Source organism: Paenibacillus sp. FSL R5-0749 (assembly GCF_038595085.1).
Lineage (GTDB): Bacteria > Bacillota > Bacilli > Paenibacillales > Paenibacillaceae > Paenibacillus.
This window is the reverse complement of the sequence record NZ_CP152005.1, coordinates 692,457-712,367: the sequence shown is the minus strand read 5'-3', so window position 1 is coordinate 712,367 and position 19,911 is coordinate 692,457. Positions and strand designations below refer to the sequence as shown.

Here is a 19,911-nt window from a genome sequence, read left to right as displayed (position 1 = left end):
TCCGTGTCAATTCATGATGTTAAGCGCACATGTTGCAAACCTGACACAGACCGGATTTCCTGAAAGTATCATAGCATTTCCGCACGCCTTGAGCAAACGGATTTTCCAGTTGAACCGCACACAAGCTACGTCATGACGGCTTCAATGAAAACGGTTGTATGCTGAGCCAGATCAATTTCAACCACATCCAGAGAATAACGCGTACTTCCGCGCGCCACCCGGATTACAGGTCTGCCGGGCAATCCCCGATGTTGACGCACAATGACGCCAGTCTCTTTGGTAGACAGTCGTACTGCAGTACCGTTGGGATACACGGATACACTCTTGTTGAACTCGATCAGAATGTCCCGATCCAGCTTTGTACCAGACAACGCCATCATCTCTTCACATGCCTCGTGTGGCAACAGACTGTCCTTCAATAACCCATTAATAAGATTATCATAGATATTAGCCACACTGACGATTCTCGCAAACAGATGGATGTCATTCCCTTTAATACCTCTTGGCATACCTGTACCATCAACATGCTCATGATGTTGCAGGGATGTATGGGCGACCAACAGACTGAACTCCCGCTTGTTCTTAATCACTTCGAATCCCCGCCATGTATGGTGCAGCGAAGAATTTGCAACCGAGCCACTGCCAGGAGGTTCCCCCACTTTGCCAATATCATGCAATAATGCCCCCACAGCAAGGTCCTTCAGTTGATTATAATTGAGTCCCATATTCAGTCCGATGACCGAAGATAACAAACATACATTCATCGCATGAACATACTGTGCATTGTCTTTGGTACGAATATCGGTAAGCTGCACGAGCAGCTCACGTCCGTTCAGTACATCGTTTAGCAACTTCTCTATACTGAGGGCGACCTTTCTAGGACTCCAATCTTTGCCGGATCGAATGGATTCGAGTGTGACACTCATTTCGTTAATTATTGCCCGTTTCGTGGTTTCATCCAGAATGTCCTCTGTATCCACATCTTTGTACGCTTCATCCTGGATGTATAGCATGGTCACGCCAATACGCTTCAGCGTATTGACCATATATACGGTGAGCTGGACTCCGGCGGACAACAGTACCGTACCGTTACTGGAATATACCGTCTTGCCCAGAAGTTCCCCCGCTTCCACGCTCTCCACGTTTACATACTTCATGAACGTCCCCCGCTCTTACGATTGCTGCTCCAATGCGAGCAATTGCTCCTTGGTTTGCAGACCGCCTACATAACCCACCAGGGTTCCGTCTTTACCGCTGATGCGGTGACAGGGAATAATAATCGGAATCGGATTCTTGCTAATGGCGTCCAGAACTGCACGAACAGCCTTGGGTCTGCCGATCTTTTCCGCAACCTGTTGGTGTGATGAGGCCTCTCCATAAGATATATCGGACAGAACTTGCCATACTTGTAGCTGGAATGGTGTTCCAAGCTGATCAAGCTGCAAGTCGAACGTTTTTCTCTCCCCTGCAAAATACTGCTGTACCTGCTTTGCAGCTTCGCTGAGCTTCTCTTCATTCTTCTCATATCGATACTCGCCAATCCAGGTACGGGCCCATTGTTGCAGATGAGCCTCACGTACGTGAAATGCGCCAAAATCAATGTGACACAGTCCTTCATCCGTCGCGCATAACGTAAGTGTACCAATCGGTGTCAGTACCTCATCGTAGTATACCGGCTTGCCATGAAGACCCGTAACTGCAGAAGGTCTCCACGCTGCGGCTTCTGGTTTGGCAGGCTGTGCAGGCTCCTCACTACCCGGTTCAATCCCCAGTTCATTCCCCGCTTCCATTTTCAAATCCTGTTGTAACGCACGCAAGGCATTATTCTCGTTGTTCTGTTCCTCTTGCTGCTTCTCACTCACTTGCCCAGCTTGTGGCTGTTTGGGTAAGGTCTCGGACGAACGCAGTCGCTCCTCGGCCTTCTGCAGCATGCTTAGTACGTTCCCATCTTGTTCGTTAGCGGCAGCTTCCCCAATTGCTCTCATGGCGTCTTCTCCTCCAATTCTGCTTAACGCCCAGGCTGCGGTTCCCCGCAACTCGGGGCGCGGATCACGTTTTAATACTTCTGTAAGTTTGGGTACAGCACTTTTGTCTTTGAAATTGCCCAGGGCAATAACGGCATTGCGTTGAATTGGCTTCTTGCCCCGCCAAGCGGCAGAACTCTGACCGAAACGTTCCTTAAATTCCCGATTACCGATATCCAGTAACGGCAGCAGGAGTGGCTTCACAATCTCCGGATCGGGGTGAAACTCGGGATGGTGATCCCAGTTCTTGCCCCGGTTCTTCGGACAGACAATCTGACATGTGTCACAACCGTACAGACGGTTGCCTATTTTCAGCATAAATTCTTCATCCACGAACCCTTTCGTCTGGGTTACAAAAGAAATACAACGCTGTGAATTCAACTGCCCCGGCCCAACCAATGCGCCTGTCGGACAAGCATCAATACATTTCGTACATTCACCACAGTCTTCGGTCACAGGAGTGTCCGGTTGAAAAGGAATATTCGTTACCAGTTCCCCGAGAAAAATCCATGAACCGAATTTGGGTGATATAATGGCACAGTTCTTGGCGCTAAAACCAATCCCCGCACGCTGGGACACCGCACGATCCACCAGTGCTCCTGTGTCTACCATGCTTTCGATCATGGCTTCAGGTACACGTTCACGTATAAAGTTTACCAACTTGTCCATCGCTGTACGCAGCACCTGATGATAGTCCTGACCCCAAGCTGAACGGGCAAAAATGCCGCGATACGCACCAGGCTCCGATTTCGGTGGATTCACCATCTTGGACTGATACGCTACTGCTATCGCAATAAGAGACGCCGGTTCGCCCTCCTTCAAGGAAGGGTGTACCCTTTTTTCAATATCTGGTTCTTCAAAACCTGAAGCATACCCCTTATCCCGCGACTGCTCCAACAGCGACTTCAGGGAAACAAAGGGATCCGCCGAAGCAAATCCGATATCATCAATGCCCAGTCCGGGGCCAGCTGCCTTGATCTCCTGTTTTAACTTCTCCCATACGGAGGCTTCCTGTGCTGCCCCGGTCTGTACGCTCGTCATTTCTCTTCCCTCTCTTCTTCCGACACGTATTCCGTAAATAGTGAACGCCCGCCTCACGGTAAGAGGACAGGCGTTAATTTCTATATATGCCTTGCTTACTTGCATTCAAAACGGATCGAGTCTATATGGTTTAACGCAAAATGCAGTCTGAAGTTGTTGTCCTGTCAGCATTTTACAATTTCTTCAATTCAGAAAACGGCCAGAAAATAAATTCAGCCTTGCCTACAATCTGGTCAGATGTAATACTGCCAAACACTCGGCTATCCTTACTTTTGCCTTCATGACGATTATCTCCCATCACGAAGAAATGATCCGGCTCCAGTGTGATTGGGCCAAAATCGGGATCTTGCACCTCGATATCGGTGTATGTTTCCGCTTGACGCTCGCCGTTCACATACAGATGGTGATCCCTGACTTCAATGGTATCTCCCGGAAGTCCTACAATCCGTTTTACCAGAAAATCCCTCTTCTCCACACCTTCACTTGGATCACGAAGTACAATTACATCGGATCGGGAAGGTGTATCCAGATGATATACAATTTTGTTCACGAAAAGACGATCTCGCTCAACCAATGTCGGCTGCATGGACTGTCCCTTGACCATCGAAAGATTAAACACAAACAGGTTAAGCAGCATCATGATGACAAAAGCAACAACAATCGTTTTGACCCAGTCCCACAGCTCGACCACCCAGGATTTCTCCGGTTGTTCAGGCTTTGGCGGTTGATTACGTTCCTCGGAAGCCATATGTTCCATTGAATGATGATTGGAATTCAAAGGGACACCTCATTTATTAATTAGTTGAATTGAGCTTGCAAAATGATGATCATACTCCCCTTCAGTCTACTTCATTTGGAAGAGTGAAACAATTGGTTATGAGCACCAATACCTTGGATATCATGTGTATAGCCTGGTTAGGCGCAGTGGTCTAATTGAATGGGAGACACCGAAGCGTGTTCAGAGAATGAGAAAATCAGAGGAATATTACGTAAAGGTCCTTCATACAAATAGAAAGGCACATCTCTCACGTTCTTACACGTTAAAGAGATATGCCTAATATGAAATGAACATCTTTTTTATTTCTTTTTAAACATGCAAACTAAGCTTTAGACAAAATACTAAGATTCTGGAAAGCGCTCATAATCTGATTGGCACCGTAACCCATAGCTTCATATAGAGGCATGGCTACTTTGTTGTGCTCATCACCCGCCACCCATACCTGGCTGACTTTACGCTGCTGGAACCTTTGTTCCATAGCCTCGACAAGTGTTTTGCCGACTCCACGGCGACGATAGTCTGGATGTACCGCAATACGGTAGATGCAACCCTGGTTTTGATCAATCGTACCGATCAAAGCGCCGACGAGGTCTCCCTCTTCTTCCGCAACCATGATCAGGTCAGAATCCCATGACAATTGACGGGCAAACGGGCCCATCGTGTTCTCATAACACTCTTCCGATAGCGCAACCTGGAGAAGCTCCGTCATCTGGCTTGCATCACTCAACTGAAAGGAACGAACGTGCATGTCTTAAATCTCCCTTTTCGTTAGCTTAGATGAGGTTTTTTACAAAAAGGAGTTCCCTTTTACCAAAAACCCAATGTTCATATAATGACAAAAAACGAGAAAATACCGCTTCTTCGTCAATTAAACCATACTTTACTCCATAAAACACGCATTTTCTTTTGAAAGCGCTTAATTGTAACCGTTTACAATACGATTATTCAAGTTTTTGCTTTTTTGTCTATTAAAATCACATAAATATATTCATAAAGGGTAAAATATGTTTGTTATCTCTGGCCCATGATTAAATCAACGCTTCGGGGGACTTAATAAACAAAAATGTTGCTTAATTAGCCCGAATGCGGTTTAATATTAGTGGCAAGGGTATTATTACATATGTACCTGATTTAAAAAAAACCTAAAATCTCAGGAGGTATTTCATTATGGCTTTTCAATTACCGGCACTTCCTTACGCTAACGACGCATTGGAACCACATATCGATGCACAAACGATGGAAATTCACCACGATCGCCATCACAATACTTATGTAACGAACTTGAACGCAGCTCTGGAAAGCGCTCCTGAACTGCAAGAAAAAAGCTTGGAAGATCTGATTGCTAACCTTGACAGCGTACCTGAAGGCATCCGCACAGCGGTTCGCAACAATGGTGGTGGACATGCTAACCACAGCTTGTTCTGGGAAATCATCGGACCTAACGGCGGCGGCGCTCCTACAGGCGATATCGCTGCAGCAATTGATAGCGAACTGGGTGGCTTTGATAAATTCAAAGAAGATTTCGCTAAAGCAGCTACAACTCGCTTCGGTTCCGGCTGGGCTTGGCTCGTAGTTGGCAAAGATGGCAAGTTGTCCATCACTAGCACACCTAACCAAGACAGCCCTCTCTTCGAAGGTCTGACTCCGGTTCTGGGTCTGGATGTATGGGAGCACGCTTACTACCTGAAATATCAAAACAAACGTCCTGATTACATCGGTGCTTTCTGGAATGTAATCAACTGGGATGAAGTTAACAAGCGTTACGCTTCTGCAAAATAAGACTGTTCGCATGCAACAGTTAACATAAAAGAGAGCCTGATTCGGTCATCGTGACCGTGATCAGGCTCTCTTTTTGTTATCGCAATCGGTATAGTTATAGTTAATGGATATCTTTTCTAACGAACCACAGACACGCTATTGCTCCATATTTCATCGTATCGTGAACCTAACGAATCTCAGCATAACTATTCCCCAAAATAAGGGCGTTGATTCGCACTTTTAGGTTAATTTAGCTAAGATAACGTCACTCAGATTCGTTAGCTCCCCCATTTAATCATTCACTTGATCATACGCACCGGCAAAATAACTGCTGATCAGCTTCAGAAATATATTCGGAAATGCCATCTTGTCCATATCTTCCGGTCCGATCCAGCGGTAGGTCAAGCCATCGCCTTTCCCTGTCAGTGTCGGAGTGTTCAGCGCCAGTTCACTAACATCAGATGGGGACATTAACTTCTCTCCATCGTTAAGCGATGTTGAGATAATGTTCTGCGAATCAGGCGTGCCTGGCTCCGATGAATGCGTTGTGGCTGACTCAGGTGACACAGCAGAAGATGAGGCTGTGCCCTCCTTCGTTGCCGCCTGTGCGTCGTAGGCGGCTCTGGCTTCCGCTGCGATTAGCGGAAGCTCACTGCTCTGGTCCTGCTCGGTGCACTTGTACACCTGCAGGCTCCAGACAATGTGGCTGAACACATGCTCCGCATGGGTAGCCAGCCCTTCCGGGCGGGCAGCGAAGCCTTCCGCCCACAGACTGCCGGCCAGCAAGGCCATGGCCGGCTCATCCGCCAGCGGCGCCGCCTTCTTGCTGGCTGCGGCGGGCGCCGCGAGCACATGCGGCAGCTCCCACATCCGGGCCAGCAGGCCCGTGTCTGGGCGCTGGCGCACAAGCACTTGGCCGCGGTGATCGCCGCGGCCCTCCACAATCGCGACCAGCCGCTGCTCAGGGCGCGGCGGCTTCGCCTTGGTCTTGACCGGCAGCGTAAGCTCTCTTCCGGCGATGCGGCCGGAACATTGCTCCATGACCGGGCAAGTCAGGCAGTGCGGCGCTTTGGGCGTGCACACCAGCGCGCCAAGTTCCATCAGCGCCTGATTGAAATCACGCGCTCGCCCTTCCGGAATGAGCTCTCCTGCGAGCTCTTCCATCAACACCCGGGTGCTGCCCTTCATAATGTCCTCATCAATGAGGAAGTATCGGGACAGGACCCGCATAACATTGCCATCTACCGCAGGCTGCGGCTGGTTGAAGGCAATGCTGAGAATGGCCCCGGCAGTATACGGGCCAACCCCTTTTAATGCGAAGACAGCCTGCTTGTCCTGAGGCATCTCGCCTCCGTGCAGCTCCATGACTTGTCTCGCAGCCGCCTGAAGATTACGTGCACGGGAGTAATAGCCGAGTCCCTCCCAATTTTTCAGAACATCCTCCTCGGGTGCTTCCGCAAGTGCCTGCACGGTTGGAAAATTCCCGATAAAACGATTGAAATACGGAATGACCGTATCGACCCGTGTCTGCTGAAGCATAATCTCTGATACCCACGTAAAATACGGATTGTTGTGGCGACGCCACGGCAAATCCCGTCGGTTGATCATATACCAGTCCAGCAAATTCACGCTGAAATGTTGTTTCTGTTCCTGTAAACCCATATTTCCGTCCTCTCCTATTGCCAAGCTAGCTACTTTTCCATCTGTTCTACGATCGCAAAGGCCGCTGCCAATTCCGTCTGATGCGTAATGCTCAAATGTATGTCATATTGTTTGTCGTATGGCAGCTGCAGGCGTTCCCAGGCCTGACTGGACAGCGAGGCCACCGGACGTCCTGTCCCATCAGGCAGCACTTCGATGTCAGTAAAGCCCATAATGCCACCAATACCGCACCCAAATGCCTTGGACACCGCTTCTTTCGCTGCAAATCGACCGGATACAAACTCCGTCATCCGCTTCCCTCGACGAACCGCGATCTCCCGCTCTGCTGGCGTTAATATTCGTTTCAAAAAAGCTTCCGCATGGCGACCGGACAGCAGCTTCCGCATACGTCCAATCTCCAGCACATCATTGCCAATGCCATATATCATCAACGCTTCACCCGCTTAATCTTTTATACTGTAAGAGGTTGTTCAAAAGTCCCACCTTCTCGGTACTGAAAACCGCTCTTTTTGAACATGCATTGTAAAATATCCCCATTCAATCACATGATCCGTAACTCTCCGAACACGTATTCTATTGTAGCAGGAGGGGCGTCCAGAAGCGAGTACCTATCGGCATTACCATATATGCTAAAATATAAATCAGGAATCGTCTGAAATTCTGAGGAGGTCTGAATTATGCCCATCACTTTTGAATTGCCCACTGACGTAGATGCTATCATTCGCGGCGACTTTTTCCCTGCACAACACCCCGCTCAGGGCGTCATCATTCTGTCTCACGGATACAAAGGTTTCAAAGACTGGGGTATGTTCCCTTACGCAGCTTCACAGCTAAGCCAGACGCATCATGTATTGACCTTTAATTTCTCTCACAACGGTATCGGTGAATATCCGGAGCAATTCTCAGAACTGGAAAAGTTCGCAGTCAATACCTACAGCCGGGAGCTTGCCGATCTGGCCCTGGTACTGGAGCATGTAGCTACACAACCTGAATTCACCGGACTTCCTGTGTACCTAGTTGGTCATAGTCGCGGTGCGGGCGTAAGTCTCGTCTATGCACTGGATCATCCCGAACAGGTGGCAGGTGTCATCTCCTGGAATGGCGTAACCAATCTGGATCTCTTCACAGCGGAGCAAAAAGAAGAAATGCGTACGCAGGGCCGCAGCCATGTCGTTAACGGACGTACAGGTCAGCAGATGCCACTGGACGTGTCTATACTGGAAGACCTGGACAAGCACAGCGAACGTTACGCTATTATTGACCGCCTGTCTTCTTCACCTTTGCGAGTCGCACTCATTCAGGGAACGGAAGATCCGCAGCGTCTTCGGGAGGGTTCTGCTGCACTTGTTCAAGCCCGTCCTGATATCCCATGGCACCAGATTAATGAGGGAAACCATACCTTCAATACTGTTCATCCATTTAAAGAAACAACTCCGCAACTGGAACAAGTCATCACCCAGACCCTGCAACAGATCAAAGACTGGAGTAGCTAACTCTTCTTTAATATTGTAGTCACCTGGATTTTTGCAGTTTCTCGATCCACATAAAAAAAGAGTCACTGTGTGAGCAGTGACTCTTTTGCATTCCCTAAGAGGGAATGTATTTCAATATTGGTGTTAACAGCTTATAACAAGCTTGCTCATCCATCCGTATTAGATACCCGGAATGGCATTGCGTTTGTGATGTGTACGCGTATAGAACGCTTCGAGGCGCTCTTGGGCAGCCGGATCGATCTGTTTTCCTTCGAGATAATCACTGTTCGCTTCATAAGAAATTCCCAGCTCATCTTCGTCCGTCTGACCTTCCCATAGCCCTGCAGATGGTGCCTTGTCCAAAATAGCCTGTGGCACTTTCAAATATGCTGCCAGCTGGCGTACCTGACGTTTGTTCAGCGTGCTCAGTGGTGTGATATCGACAGCACCATCGCCCCATTTGGTATAGAAGCCCGTGATGGCTTCGGACGCATGATCCGTACCTACAACGAGCAGGTTTTCTTCAAACGAAAGCGCATATTGCATCACCATACGAGTTCTCGCCTTAACGTTACCTTTGCCTTGGTGAGTCATATGGCGTGGGCTGCCCAAGGATTTGAATCCTTGCTCCACTTCCAGTGCAATCTCGTTCACCGCATCTTCAATATTCGTTTCCACAACATGCTTCAGATCGTATGCTTTCGCTACAGCGTAGCTGTGGTCGATATCGGATTGTTCACCATAAGGTTGGAACACACCCAGCGTTTTGTACTCTTGTTTATTCTCTTCCGTAAGCTCGTCCGTCGCTTTTTTGCAAAGCGCCGTTGCCACTGCACTGTCAATACCGCCGCTGATCGCAATCAGCAAACCCTTGGCACCCGCATTTTTAACATACGTCTTCAGAAAATCAACACGCTTGCGTACTTCCTCTTCTTCATTAATGCTTGGTTTAACCTTCAATTCAGCGATGATCTGTTGTTGCAAACTCATCGTTCACACACCCCGTTTCTAAATTAATGAAATTTGATGTCCATCTTGAAAGGTACGAATGGTTCAATAACCTTATCTATCCAAAATGAAACGCCCCGGCATCGGTGATCCGAAGGGCGGGGCGTTCTATGGAGCGAATTAACGGCAATAACGTTCAAATGCATTTGTCAGATCAGCCGCAATTTCCTCTGCAGAACGGTCTTCCACTTGATGACGCTCGATAAAGTGAACGAGTTCTCCGTCTTTCATCAGAGCGATGGACGGTGAAGATGGAGGATACGGTGCAAAGAATTCACGTGCTTTTGCAGTTGCTTCCTTGTCCTGACCAGCAAATACAGTGTACAGGTGATCCGGTGTAATATCGTGTTGAAGTGCTTGGGACACCCCTGGACGGCATTGACCTGCGGCACATCCGCAGACAGAGTTAATGACAACCAGTGCTGTTCCTTTTGCATCTGGAAGACTTGCTTCCACTTCTTCAGGAGTACGCAACTCCTGGATTCCTAGACGAGTTAACTCATCCCGCATGGGTTGAACCATATCTTTCATGTATTGATCAAATGACATTGACATTCGGTTTCACTCCTTATAAATGGTTGTTCTATGATCTCGATCGAATTAAAGGCGAATAACTCTCCAAAACAACGTTACATTCATATCGAACATTATGGATGTAATGATGTGCTATTCCTATTATACATCCATAAGCAATGAAAGCAAGATTCAGAAACCGCCTGCGGAAAGGCTTCTTCTATAATATTATGTCTCATTGTCTGGCAAAATATGCTGAATGACTAACGTTCAAATGCCACTTTGAAGGTGGTACCCTGACCTTCCTCCGATTCCACAGTGATGGTTCCATTATGTCGTTCCACAATACTCAGGCACATCGACAATCCAAGTCCGGTTCCCTTGGCTTTTGTCGTGTAAAAAGGTTCAAACAGCTTTTCCTTCTTCACCCGGGGTATACCCGGTCCTGTGTCACGTACACACAGTTCCACCTTATCATCCACGATCCGCGTTTCCAGCGTAAGCACACCCTTCTCGTTCATGGCTTCCATCCCGTTACGGGCCAGGTTCAATACCACCTGTTTGATTTCCTTGGAATTGAGATGCAACTTCGGCACATTATGGGCGAGCATGAGTTCAATACTCTGACCACGCAGGTTCGCATCCGCCCATAACAATGGACTGAGTTCATGGATGATATCGTGCAGCTGGGATTCCTCTTTCTCGGCAATACGATTCTGAGCCAGAGACAAAAAATCATTAATGATACTGTTGGCCCGATCCAGCTCTTCCAGAACGATCCGGTAATAGTGATCCAGGGAGTCCGGACTCTTTTCCTGCATCAGTTGAAGAAAGCCCCGCACAACTGCCATGGGATTACGCACCTCATGCGTAATGCTTGCAGCCATCTGCCCTACCAGACTGAGACGATCCACATTATCGAGTTCACTTCGCAGCATCTCAAGCTCCGTGATATCCTGAATGATCAGCATGGCTCCTGTTACTTCTCTCGCAGACTCTGTTGAAAAGGCATAGATCGGAACGGTTCGGGATTGCAAGACGTTTGCACCGTAACGAACGGTCAATCCACTAATCTCACCATGAACGACGGCTCTGCGAATGCTTTTATCCATCTTGTCCGCCTGACCTTGTTCAACAAATTGAGTGGCAGGCTGTCCAATGAGATCAGGGGTGGAGGTACAGGGAAGCTGTTCTCTTGCCATTTGCTTCATCATCTCATTGACAAACATCACTGTGCCTTGTTTATCTACGGTGGCAATGGAGAGCGGCACTGCGTTCAGAATCTGATGAAGTTTCTCCGATTCGTCTATGTATCGGTTGTGTACTTCCGAGAGATGCTGCTCCAGTCCGCGATAGTGCTTCATCCGTTCCAGCCATAGCAGACTCAGAATGCCTGCAACAATGGCTCCTGCGGTATATCCAAGAGCTGTAAGTATCAGGTAGGTTGCAGAGTACGTGGATTCATTCTGGAGGGATGCGATCCATAACAGACTCGTTACAACCAGTTCCATTGTAATTAGGATAATGAGGATCGTCATTTTGCGTGAAGGTGTATTATGCTTGAATCGTTTGGCAGACAACCATACAATAGGATAGAGAAGAATGCCCGTATGAAGGAGAAATCCGTACAGATCATAGGGATGCGCAAACAGAAAATAGAAGAGAATATGTAGAATGGACAGCGTTACGCCTATAGCGGTTTTACAATACAAAATAACAAGTATCACAGGTACAATACTTAATGATATGGGTACAGCTACCGGGCTTGCATAGAGTGCAAATAGCAGACACAATAGCATGCTCAGGGCACTTGTCACAGCAAAACTGGTATAAACGGTTCCGGCATGATCCATTTTGGCAATAGCCCGCTTGGAGAGTACCAGACGGAATAAGGGAATCAGAAATACCGCCGTCCCTGCCAGCAGTACTTGTAAAAGCATGTCCTTTAACGCAACCACAATGCCATCTCCTCCTCTGCCTGCACATTCCCTCATGTATTTCTGATTAAAACATAGGCGACAGTATATTACAATATATCCCTTAAGACTGCACAATAGAACTGCCACAACTCCATTATATTTCAGAAAAAGCCAGGAGTAGACACAGTTTACGTAAAACAGACAAAATCAATGAAAAAAGAGGGTAATAACATATGTATGATGTCATTGTAATTGGTGGCGGATCCGCGGGCCTGATGGCTTGCGTTGCAGCTGCCGAGCACGGAGCATCCGTGCTTCTGCTGGATAAAGGAGATCAACTGGGTCGTAAACTCGGCATCTCTGGCGGAGGTCGATGCAATGTAACCAATGCCAAGGAAACGGATGAACTCATCCGACACATTCCGGGTAATGGACGCTTTTTATATAGTTCATTTCAGAATCTGGACAACCAGGGAATCATGCGTTTCTTCGAGAATCTCGGAATCGCCCTGAAAGAAGAAGACAACGGCAGAATGTTCCCAGTAACCGATAAAGCAAAAACAGTTGTGGATGCGCTGGTAGGCAAAATTGTCTCCCTCGGCGTTGAGATTCGTACCAAAGAACCGGTGAAGGAACTCATTCAGAACGGTCAGCAAGTACAGGGTGTTAAATTGATGTCCGGCAAAACGATCCTTGGACGTTCTGTCATTATCGCTACTGGTGGCAAATCCGTACCTCAAACCGGATCAACCGGAGACGGTTACCCCTGGGCTGAGGCTGCGGGTCACACGATTACGGAGTTGTATCCAACCGAAGTGCCTATTGTATCTGGGGAGAGTTGGATTCAATCCAAAGAACTGCAAGGTTTGTCATTGAGGGATATCGGCTTATCTGTATTGGACGCTAAAGGAAAAACCGTCATCTCCCATCGCGGGGATATGATCTTCACGCATTTTGGAGTGTCTGGACCGGTTGCATTGCGTTGTAGCCAATTTATCCGCAAAGTTCAGATGAAGTCTGGAAACCCGCAGGTCATCATGAGCATTGATCTGTTCCCAAAGCTATCCGCAGGTGCATTGGAAGCACAGGTTCAACAGGTATTGGAACAAGAGTCCCGCAAGGCTGTCAAAAACATACTGAAAACATGGGTTCCAGAGCGCATGATTCCATTAATGATGAAACGGGCAGAGATCAGTGATGACCTTACGTTCCACCATTTCCCCAAAGGCATGTTAAGCAACTTATGTGGGTTAATGAAAGCTTTTACCTTCCGTGCAGACGGAACGAGATCACTCAAAGAAGCCTTCGTCACTGGGGGAGGAATTCACTTAAAGGAAATATACCCAAAAACAATGGAATCCAAGCTGCTGCCTGGACTATTCTTTTGCGGTGAAGTGCTGGATATTCACGGCTACACCGGCGGATATAATATCACTGCTGCTTTCTCCACCGGATATACGGCTGGCATGCATGCGGCTGAATATAAGCACGCTACATTATAGTAGAGGTTGTTCAAAAAAGTCCGCTTTTGATTACAACTCATGCCTACTGGCATCATCAGCGATGAATTGCTTCAGATGTCAAAAACCCCGATATCCACTGTCTGTGGAGTATCGGGGTTTTTGGGCATTATTTCATTTTAGTAAGACGGAACGAACCACTCTTAGCTTGTGATCTTTCCCTTCTATGCCTTGACACTGCCTGAGAATCCATCAGCTGAATCATCGTATGTCGGGTCCTCGCTATAGTTATGTCTGCCCTGCTCCGTCTGGCTTCCCTGGTTTCCGCTCGCATACCCCTCATTCCAGTCCTCATTCACGAGATGAGCCGGAATTGATATGTTCTGAAACTGATCCAGTTCTTCCGTCTGCGAGGCAAATACAGCACTTCCCCCATGAGATTGTACAATCTCTACAGCAGACTGAGGATCTTGGCGATCTGTGGGGATATACAATTCCAGCGGGCCAGACTGATATGGCTTATATCCCAATTCCTCCAAGGTTGCCTTGGCGGCATTCAACGCTGAACCGTCTGAGAAATGCACCTGTAGTTCGCTATTATCCATCATCATTATCTCTTCCTCCTTGCTACAGCTAATCTCTCATCACCCATAGATGAGATTCTTCTTCTATAGCATGGTCAGTTATAGCGCGTGATATGCTCTAACTTAGTAAGGAATTCCTTTAGGCACGTGTAAGCCGAACCCATCCGGCAATCGATAATACACAAAGTCCGAAGGCCACCGCCCCTGCAGCTGTCAGAATACCCACGATCCAGCCGAGCCAGGCCAATCCCAGCGTGAATCCCATCAGAATACCAATCGGAATGAACAACATTCGAACCATCATAGAACCTGCACGATGCAGGGCCTCCGAGTCATACGTTATAAGCTGAACATAGTCCGACGTTGCAAAGACATCCCAGGAACGATAAAACATCACCGTCAACATGATGATTAATAACGCACACACGATGACATTGACCGGAAAAGGGGGTAATGCAACTGCTGCAATGGATAGTCCGCCAAGCTGCAAATACAATTTCATCGTGGCCGAGTTCCGAAAAAACGCCTTGAACGCAATCTCTGCTGTCCGATTCGCGATGGAACGATTGCGTAACAGTTTCCGTGGTTTGCGGAAGATTATGGACCGTGTTCGTGGAGCTTTCGGCTTGCTCACCGCCCGACTTAACATTAGAGCTGTAAGCTGCAGCCTGCTCCGCAGATCCTCTCGTACATCCCCTTCAAACGTTCCCTTCATTAACAGCCTCATCTGTCCAACGGTAATCAGAAGAAGCATGATAAGCACGATGCCAAAGATAATTTTCCACGTCTGTTCATGCATCCATGATGTCGCATGGATGGTCATATAACCTATGCCAATCACGAGAGGGACCATCCGAATCCAGCGTCGCCAACCCGTATATCGAACCTTCGTGATATGTAGTGTTATCGCTTGAAATGAAGCTACTGCGCCGAACCAGACAGCCATAAGTGCAATCTGGAGATTCGACATCTCATAGACACGGGACCACAGAGGAGCAGTTAGTGCTGTAACCAAGATCATCTTGCCCAGATGTTGCAGACAGGACCGGTAGAGCCCTTGCCTCATTAGGGTGCGCATCCACAACGACCTTGATTTCAAAAACAATACATCCGCTTCCTCCACAAATATCAGCACACCCCCGGTAAGCATGACCACGTCAATTAGCCCGGTCAGTACGGGAAGTGGTAATCCTGTTGCCCATGCAGGCAGCATTTTGGTCCATAAACTCATGTACCACCCAATCAGATAGAGCAGACCCGGAACAAGCAGGTATACCCACACCGTCCAATCCACGACGAGTCTGAGGTTTTTCATCTGCTCCCTGAAATGCTCTTTGCGTCTTCGCTTGTATAAACGAAGTGGTGTATAACGCCGGGAAGTTTCCATCCTCTCTCACCCTCTCTATCTAAGTCGTCAGTATATCAAAACAGTCGAACAAAGAGGCTCCCGGCAGTCCTGCCACTTCACGGATCTCATCCAATGTACCCTCGGCAGCAGATCTGCCAGAAGCAATCAGAATAAATCGGTCGCAGATTCGTTCAGCGGTATCCAGCACATGCGTAGACATGAGCACACCCGCACCACGGCGGCGTTCATCATCAAGTAATTTCAGAAAATCCTTGGTTGCACGGGGGTCCAATCCGATGAACGGCTCGTCCACGATATAGATATCCGGCGAAGACAGAAAACCGATCATCAGCATCATTTTCTGCCGCATGCCCTTCGAAAAACTGGCTGGAAGATCATTCCGAACGTGGTCCATGCCGAAGCGAACCAACAACTCCTCCGCTCTGGCGACAAAGACCTCTTCTTCCATTTCATACGCTGCTGCGGCCAGATCAAGATGTTCCCATAGGGTCATATATTCGTAAAAAACCGGTTGCTCCGGGATATAGGCATAGCGACCATCTCCCCCAATTGTCACTTCATAGTTTGCATGTTCCAGCAGACCAAGCAGTGTTTTGATCGTGGTACTTTTGCCCGCACCATTTGGACCGATAATACCTACCAGCTCTCCTCGCGCCACATTCATTCGAATATTGCGAATGGTCGATTGTCCTGGCTCGTATCCTGCCTCTGTAATATGTACGTCCAATATGGACTCCTGTGTAACTGTACCTCCATACTCTATCTTCATATCGAACACTCCTGTTCTGATTCGGGGCTTATTAGATCAACTCATTTTATTGTATACGATTTGTGAGCTGTTTGTTTGATCATTTTGAGCGTTTTTATTTCGGCAAAAAAAGAAGCAGGGGTTCCGGAGCCCCTGCTTCTTCATATTACAGTGAAAATCTCATATTACCGATTTGTCTCCACCACAGATGTAGTTTCACTTTCTGCATCCGCATCTACGTTCAGACCCAGATCCAAGCTTCCACGACTTTCATTCGTAAAGTTACTGCTCGTGTTGCGATCACGATCGTTTACGCTGTTAGTGCGTTCAGTTTGAGTCATTGTTGCACTTTCACCTTCCGCTTTGGCGTTCAGACCCAGATCCAGTGCTCCACGACTTTCGTTCGTGAAGTTACTGCTTGCGTTACGCTCGCTGTCTTTCACGCTGTTGTTGCGTTCGGATTGAGCCATTGTTGCACTCTCACCTTCGGCTTTCGCGTTCAGACCCAGATCCAAGCTTCCACGACTTTCGTTCGTGAAGTTACTGCTTGCGTTACGCTCGCTGTCTTTCACGCTGTTGTTGCGTTCGGATTGAGCCATTGTTGCACTCTCACCTTCGGCTTTCGCGTTCAGACCCAGATCCAGTGCTCCACGACTTTCGTTCGTGAAGTTACTGCTTGCGTTACGCTCGCTGTCTTTCACGCTGTTGTTGCGTTCAGTTTGAGCCATTGTTGCACTCTCACCTTCCGCTTTGGCGTTCAGACCCAAATCCAGCGCACCGCGGCTTTCATTCATGAAGTTACTGCTCGTGTTGCGATCACGGTCGTTCACGCTGTTGTTACGTTCAGATTGAGTCATTGTTGCACTCTCACCTTCCGCTTTGGCGTTCAGACCCAGATCCAAGCTTCCACGACTTTCATTCGCGAAGTTACTGCTCGTGTTGCGATCACGGTCATTCACGCTGTTGTTGCGTTCAGTTTGAGCCATTGTTGCACTCTCACCTTCCGCTTTGGCGTTCAGACCCAGATCCAAGCTTCCACGACTTTCATTCATGAAGTTACTGCTCGTGTTACGCTCACGGTCGTTCACGCTGTTGTTACGTTCAGTTTGAGTCATTGTTGCGCTCTCACCTTCCGCTTTGGCGTTCAGGCCCAGATCCAAGCTTCCACGGCTTTCATTCATGAAGTTACTGCTCGTGTTACGCTCACGGTCGTTCACGCTGTTGTTGCGTTCAGTTTGAGTCATTGTTGCGCTCTCACCTTCCGCTTTGGCGTTCAGACCCAGATCCAGCGCACCACGGCTTTCATTCATGAAATTACTGCTCGTGTTACGCTCACGGTCGTTCACGCTGTTATTGCGTTCAGTTTGAGTCATTGTTGCGCTCTCACCTTCCGCTTTGGCGTTCAGGCCCAGATCCAAGCTTCCACGGCTTTCATTCATGAAGTTACTGCTCGTGTTACGCTCACGGTCGTTCACGCTGTTGTTGCGTTCAGTTTGAGTCATTGTTGCGCTCTCACCTTCCGCTTTGGCGTTCAGACCCAGATCCAGCGCACCACGGCTTTCATTCATGAAATTACTGCTCGTGTTACGCTCACGGTCGTTCACGCTGTTATTGCGTTCAGTTTGAGTCATTGTTGCACTCTCACCTTCCGCATTAAGGTTCAGACCGAGACCCAGCGCTCCACGGCTTTCGCTCGTATAGCTGCTGTTTACGTTCCGACCATCGCCGCCTCGTGAATAATCGCTCATCGTTGTACCTTCTCCCGACACATTGGCATTCAAGCCAAGGCCTAGCTTGCCAGAACTGCTACGCTCAGCAGTGTGGTCGGAAGAATGATCATTGTATCGGTTCGTGCTCTCTGAGGATAAGCCGGCATTGAGTCCAAGATCCAAATTCAATGCTCCGCTTGCACTGGATGAACCTCCATAGCTACCATTGGTACCGTAACCTGTGTCCCGGTGTCCTGACAGAAGAGATCCCAGTTCCAGACGCAAACCTGCATTCAGATCCAGATTACCATTACTGTTATTGCTATAGCTATCTGCGTAAGTTGCCTGCGAAGCTCCCAGCAATCCAGCCACCAACGTACCCGACAATACCGACAATTTTACCCAACGATTCACTTTTTTCATGATTATATACACTCCTTCTCAATTTTGGTTGAATTAACGCCAATGTTGTCTATGAGAAAGAGGTATATTGCGGCGGTCGTCCCGGTGGTGCCTGTGACCATTGACTGAACCCATCCAGGCGTTCCATTCGGAAAGCAAAATCATAATCCGGCGTAACCAGACCTGTTGTTGCTCCCGGAAGTGCAGCTGCTGGAGCGGTTGCTCCACCTCCAGTTACACCTGACGCACCGGAGCTTGTCCCGGCGGAAGCATTCGCTGCTCCGGGAGAAGTTGCCGCAACAGACCAACTTGTTGGTCGTTCTGTGCGAGGCTGCAATGGAGATGCTGCATTATCATCATCTTGTTTCGAATTGGCTTCCAGGTTGCTCCGCACTTGTTCAGTGACAGATGGTTTAACAGTGTTCTGATCCACGAGGAATAACTCGTTATCAGGCAAATCTGCATTGACATCGGAATCCTGTGTCAGATCGGTTCCGTCAACAGGCAGTGCCTGCGGGACAACAGGTTGTTCTGGACGTACTCCTGGTTCCGGGGTGACCTCAATCACGTTGCCCGTAACCTGAACTGCGTCCTGCCCTTCCACGTTGTTCTGTGATGAAACAGGATCTGCGAGTGCACTCGTATTGGAAGTTTTAACATTCGGTGTTTTGACGACCGGCTGTTGTTCCGGAGTGACTACAGGCCGTTCCGGCTTCACACTTGGAATCTCCACCTTCTCCTGATCAGGATTGAGTTCAGCGGATACGTCTACAACAGGAACTTCTGCTTTCACAGAAGGTAGCTGGACATTCCCCTTACTCAGATCCACTTGAGATGAAGAGATATTGACCGAAGTAACCTCGGGTACATCCACCTTCACGGAAGGTAATTCAACCTTACCCTGCCGAAGGTTAGTTTTCACAGCAGACGTCTCTGCCTTGATTACCTCGGGTACCTCTGCGGTAACCTCGGGCAAGGAAGCTGTACCTTCGTTCAGATTCACCTGACTGCTTGATACATCGGCTTTGATCACCGGCGTATCCGCCTGTACAGACGGCAGTTCAACGGTTCCCTCCTTCGCATCAATACCTATCTCTGATGTTCCGGCCGATCCAAGCGGTGTATCTACTTTCAGCTCAGATACACTCAGCTTACCTGTGGATTCATTCGCTTTGATCGACGGAACTTCAACATCCAATAATGGTGTGGACACCGATACCGACGGAGTCAGGTTCAACCCGCCATCCGAATCGCGTGAGAGCAGATTCAGCGACAATCCGCTGGACGGTTTTTCAGAAGATATCTGAGCATCATCCGCATACACATGCGAAGATCCAAACCCCAGCATCAAGGTCCCGGCAAGTATTGCCAGTGGTATGCTTCCAAGACGTACTATGGATTTTGGTAACTTTACATTCAAGTTGCTTCACCCCCTTTCCGCTACTGCGTTGGTTGGTGGGACAA

General features: G+C 48.4%; 17 protein-coding genes. 3 read left to right on the top strand and 14 right to left on the bottom strand.

Annotated features, from left to right (window positions below; all coding sequences use genetic code 11):
* Positions 1 to 125: 125 nt before the first annotated feature.
* The 4 genes from MKY85_RS03320 to MKY85_RS03305 all read right to left on the bottom strand — a co-directional run bounded on the left by MKY85_RS03320 (position 126) and on the right by MKY85_RS03305 (position 4,591).
* On the bottom strand, positions 126 to 1,157 hold the full coding sequence (locus tag MKY85_RS03320; protein ID WP_342571772.1) for an HD domain-containing phosphohydrolase: 1,032 nt from the start codon (positions 1,155 to 1,157) through the stop codon (positions 126 to 128).
* A gap of 15 nt (positions 1,158 to 1,172) precedes the next feature.
* Positions 1,173 to 3,065, bottom strand: coding sequence for a tRNA epoxyqueuosine(34) reductase QueG (gene queG / locus MKY85_RS03315; RefSeq protein ID WP_342571771.1), 1,893 nt, complete (start codon positions 3,063 to 3,065; stop codon positions 1,173 to 1,175).
* A gap of 172 nt (positions 3,066 to 3,237) precedes the next feature.
* Positions 3,238 to 3,843 carry a signal peptidase I gene (gene lepB / locus MKY85_RS03310; RefSeq protein WP_342571770.1) on the bottom strand — a complete coding sequence of 202 codons (606 nt, stop codon included), beginning with the start codon at positions 3,841 to 3,843 and terminating at the stop codon, positions 3,238 to 3,240.
* A gap of 322 nt (positions 3,844 to 4,165) precedes the next feature.
* Positions 4,166 to 4,591 carry a GNAT family N-acetyltransferase gene (locus tag MKY85_RS03305; protein WP_278297013.1) on the bottom strand — a complete coding sequence of 142 codons (426 nt, stop codon included), beginning with the start codon at positions 4,589 to 4,591 and terminating at the stop codon, positions 4,166 to 4,168.
* Positions 4,592 to 5,010: 419 nt separating this feature from the next.
* Here MKY85_RS03305 and MKY85_RS03300 point away from each other — a divergent pair, with 419 nt between their 5' ends.
* The gene (locus MKY85_RS03300; RefSeq protein ID WP_150364015.1) at positions 5,011 to 5,622 is read left to right on the top strand and encodes a superoxide dismutase; all 612 of its coding nucleotides are present in this window, start codon (positions 5,011 to 5,013) and stop codon (positions 5,620 to 5,622) included.
* Positions 5,623 to 5,892: 270 nt separating this feature from the next.
* Here the strand turns inward: MKY85_RS03300 and mutY are convergent, their stop codons facing one another.
* Together mutY and acpS are read right to left on the bottom strand one after the other, a co-directional pair.
* On the bottom strand, positions 5,893 to 7,263 hold the full coding sequence (mutY, locus tag MKY85_RS03295; RefSeq protein WP_342571769.1) for an A/G-specific adenine glycosylase: 1,371 nt from the start codon (positions 7,261 to 7,263) through the stop codon (positions 5,893 to 5,895).
* A gap of 29 nt (positions 7,264 to 7,292) precedes the next feature.
* Entirely contained in the window at positions 7,293 to 7,691 is a 399-nt protein-coding gene (acpS, locus tag MKY85_RS03290) for a holo-ACP synthase (protein WP_342571768.1), read from the bottom strand.
* Positions 7,692 to 7,940: 249 nt separating this feature from the next.
* Between acpS and MKY85_RS03285 the strand changes: the two genes are divergently transcribed.
* Entirely contained in the window at positions 7,941 to 8,756 is an 816-nt protein-coding gene (locus MKY85_RS03285; protein WP_342571767.1) for an alpha/beta fold hydrolase, read from the top strand.
* A gap of 159 nt (positions 8,757 to 8,915) precedes the next feature.
* On the opposite strand, the gene nadE is transcribed toward MKY85_RS03285, so the two are convergent.
* The 3 genes from nadE to MKY85_RS03270 form a co-directional block, all read right to left on the bottom strand.
* Positions 8,916 to 9,725, bottom strand: coding sequence for an ammonia-dependent NAD(+) synthetase (gene nadE, locus MKY85_RS03280; protein WP_339239406.1), 810 nt, complete (start codon positions 9,723 to 9,725; stop codon positions 8,916 to 8,918).
* A 138-nt stretch (positions 9,726 to 9,863) separates the two neighbouring features.
* Positions 9,864 to 10,298 carry a BrxA/BrxB family bacilliredoxin gene (locus MKY85_RS03275; protein ID WP_278297014.1) on the bottom strand — a complete coding sequence of 145 codons (435 nt, stop codon included), beginning with the start codon at positions 10,296 to 10,298 and terminating at the stop codon, positions 9,864 to 9,866.
* A gap of 221 nt (positions 10,299 to 10,519) precedes the next feature.
* Positions 10,520 to 12,214, bottom strand: a complete 1,695-nt coding sequence (locus MKY85_RS03270) for an ATP-binding protein (protein WP_339239405.1) — start codon at positions 12,212 to 12,214, stop codon at positions 10,520 to 10,522.
* A gap of 194 nt (positions 12,215 to 12,408) precedes the next feature.
* On the opposite strand from MKY85_RS03270, the gene MKY85_RS03265 reads away from it, so the two are divergent.
* Positions 12,409 to 13,677 carry an NAD(P)/FAD-dependent oxidoreductase gene (locus MKY85_RS03265; protein WP_342571766.1) on the top strand — a complete coding sequence of 423 codons (1,269 nt, stop codon included), beginning with the start codon at positions 12,409 to 12,411 and terminating at the stop codon, positions 13,675 to 13,677.
* A gap of 182 nt (positions 13,678 to 13,859) precedes the next feature.
* On the opposite strand, the gene MKY85_RS03260 is transcribed toward MKY85_RS03265, so the two are convergent.
* The 5 genes from MKY85_RS03260 to MKY85_RS03240 all read right to left on the bottom strand — a co-directional run bounded on the left by MKY85_RS03260 (position 13,860) and on the right by MKY85_RS03240 (position 19,867).
* On the bottom strand, positions 13,860 to 14,246 hold the full coding sequence (locus tag MKY85_RS03260) for a hypothetical protein (RefSeq protein WP_339239403.1): 387 nt from the start codon (positions 14,244 to 14,246) through the stop codon (positions 13,860 to 13,862).
* Positions 14,247 to 14,358: 112 nt separating this feature from the next.
* The gene (locus MKY85_RS03255; protein ID WP_342571765.1) at positions 14,359 to 15,606 is read right to left on the bottom strand and encodes an ABC transporter permease; all 1,248 of its coding nucleotides are present in this window, start codon (positions 15,604 to 15,606) and stop codon (positions 14,359 to 14,361) included.
* 19 nt (positions 15,607 to 15,625) lie between these two features.
* Positions 15,626 to 16,357, bottom strand: coding sequence for an ABC transporter ATP-binding protein (locus tag MKY85_RS03250; protein ID WP_342571764.1), 732 nt, complete (start codon positions 16,355 to 16,357; stop codon positions 15,626 to 15,628).
* A 164-nt stretch (positions 16,358 to 16,521) separates the two neighbouring features.
* On the bottom strand, positions 16,522 to 18,468 hold the full coding sequence (locus MKY85_RS03245) for a hypothetical protein (RefSeq protein WP_342571763.1): 1,947 nt from the start codon (positions 18,466 to 18,468) through the stop codon (positions 16,522 to 16,524).
* Between the two features lie 49 nt (positions 18,469 to 18,517).
* Complete coding sequence (locus MKY85_RS03240; RefSeq protein WP_339239398.1) at positions 18,518 to 19,867, bottom strand: hypothetical protein; 1,350 nt, start codon at positions 19,865 to 19,867, stop codon at positions 18,518 to 18,520.
* Positions 19,868 to 19,911 lie beyond the last annotated feature (44 nt).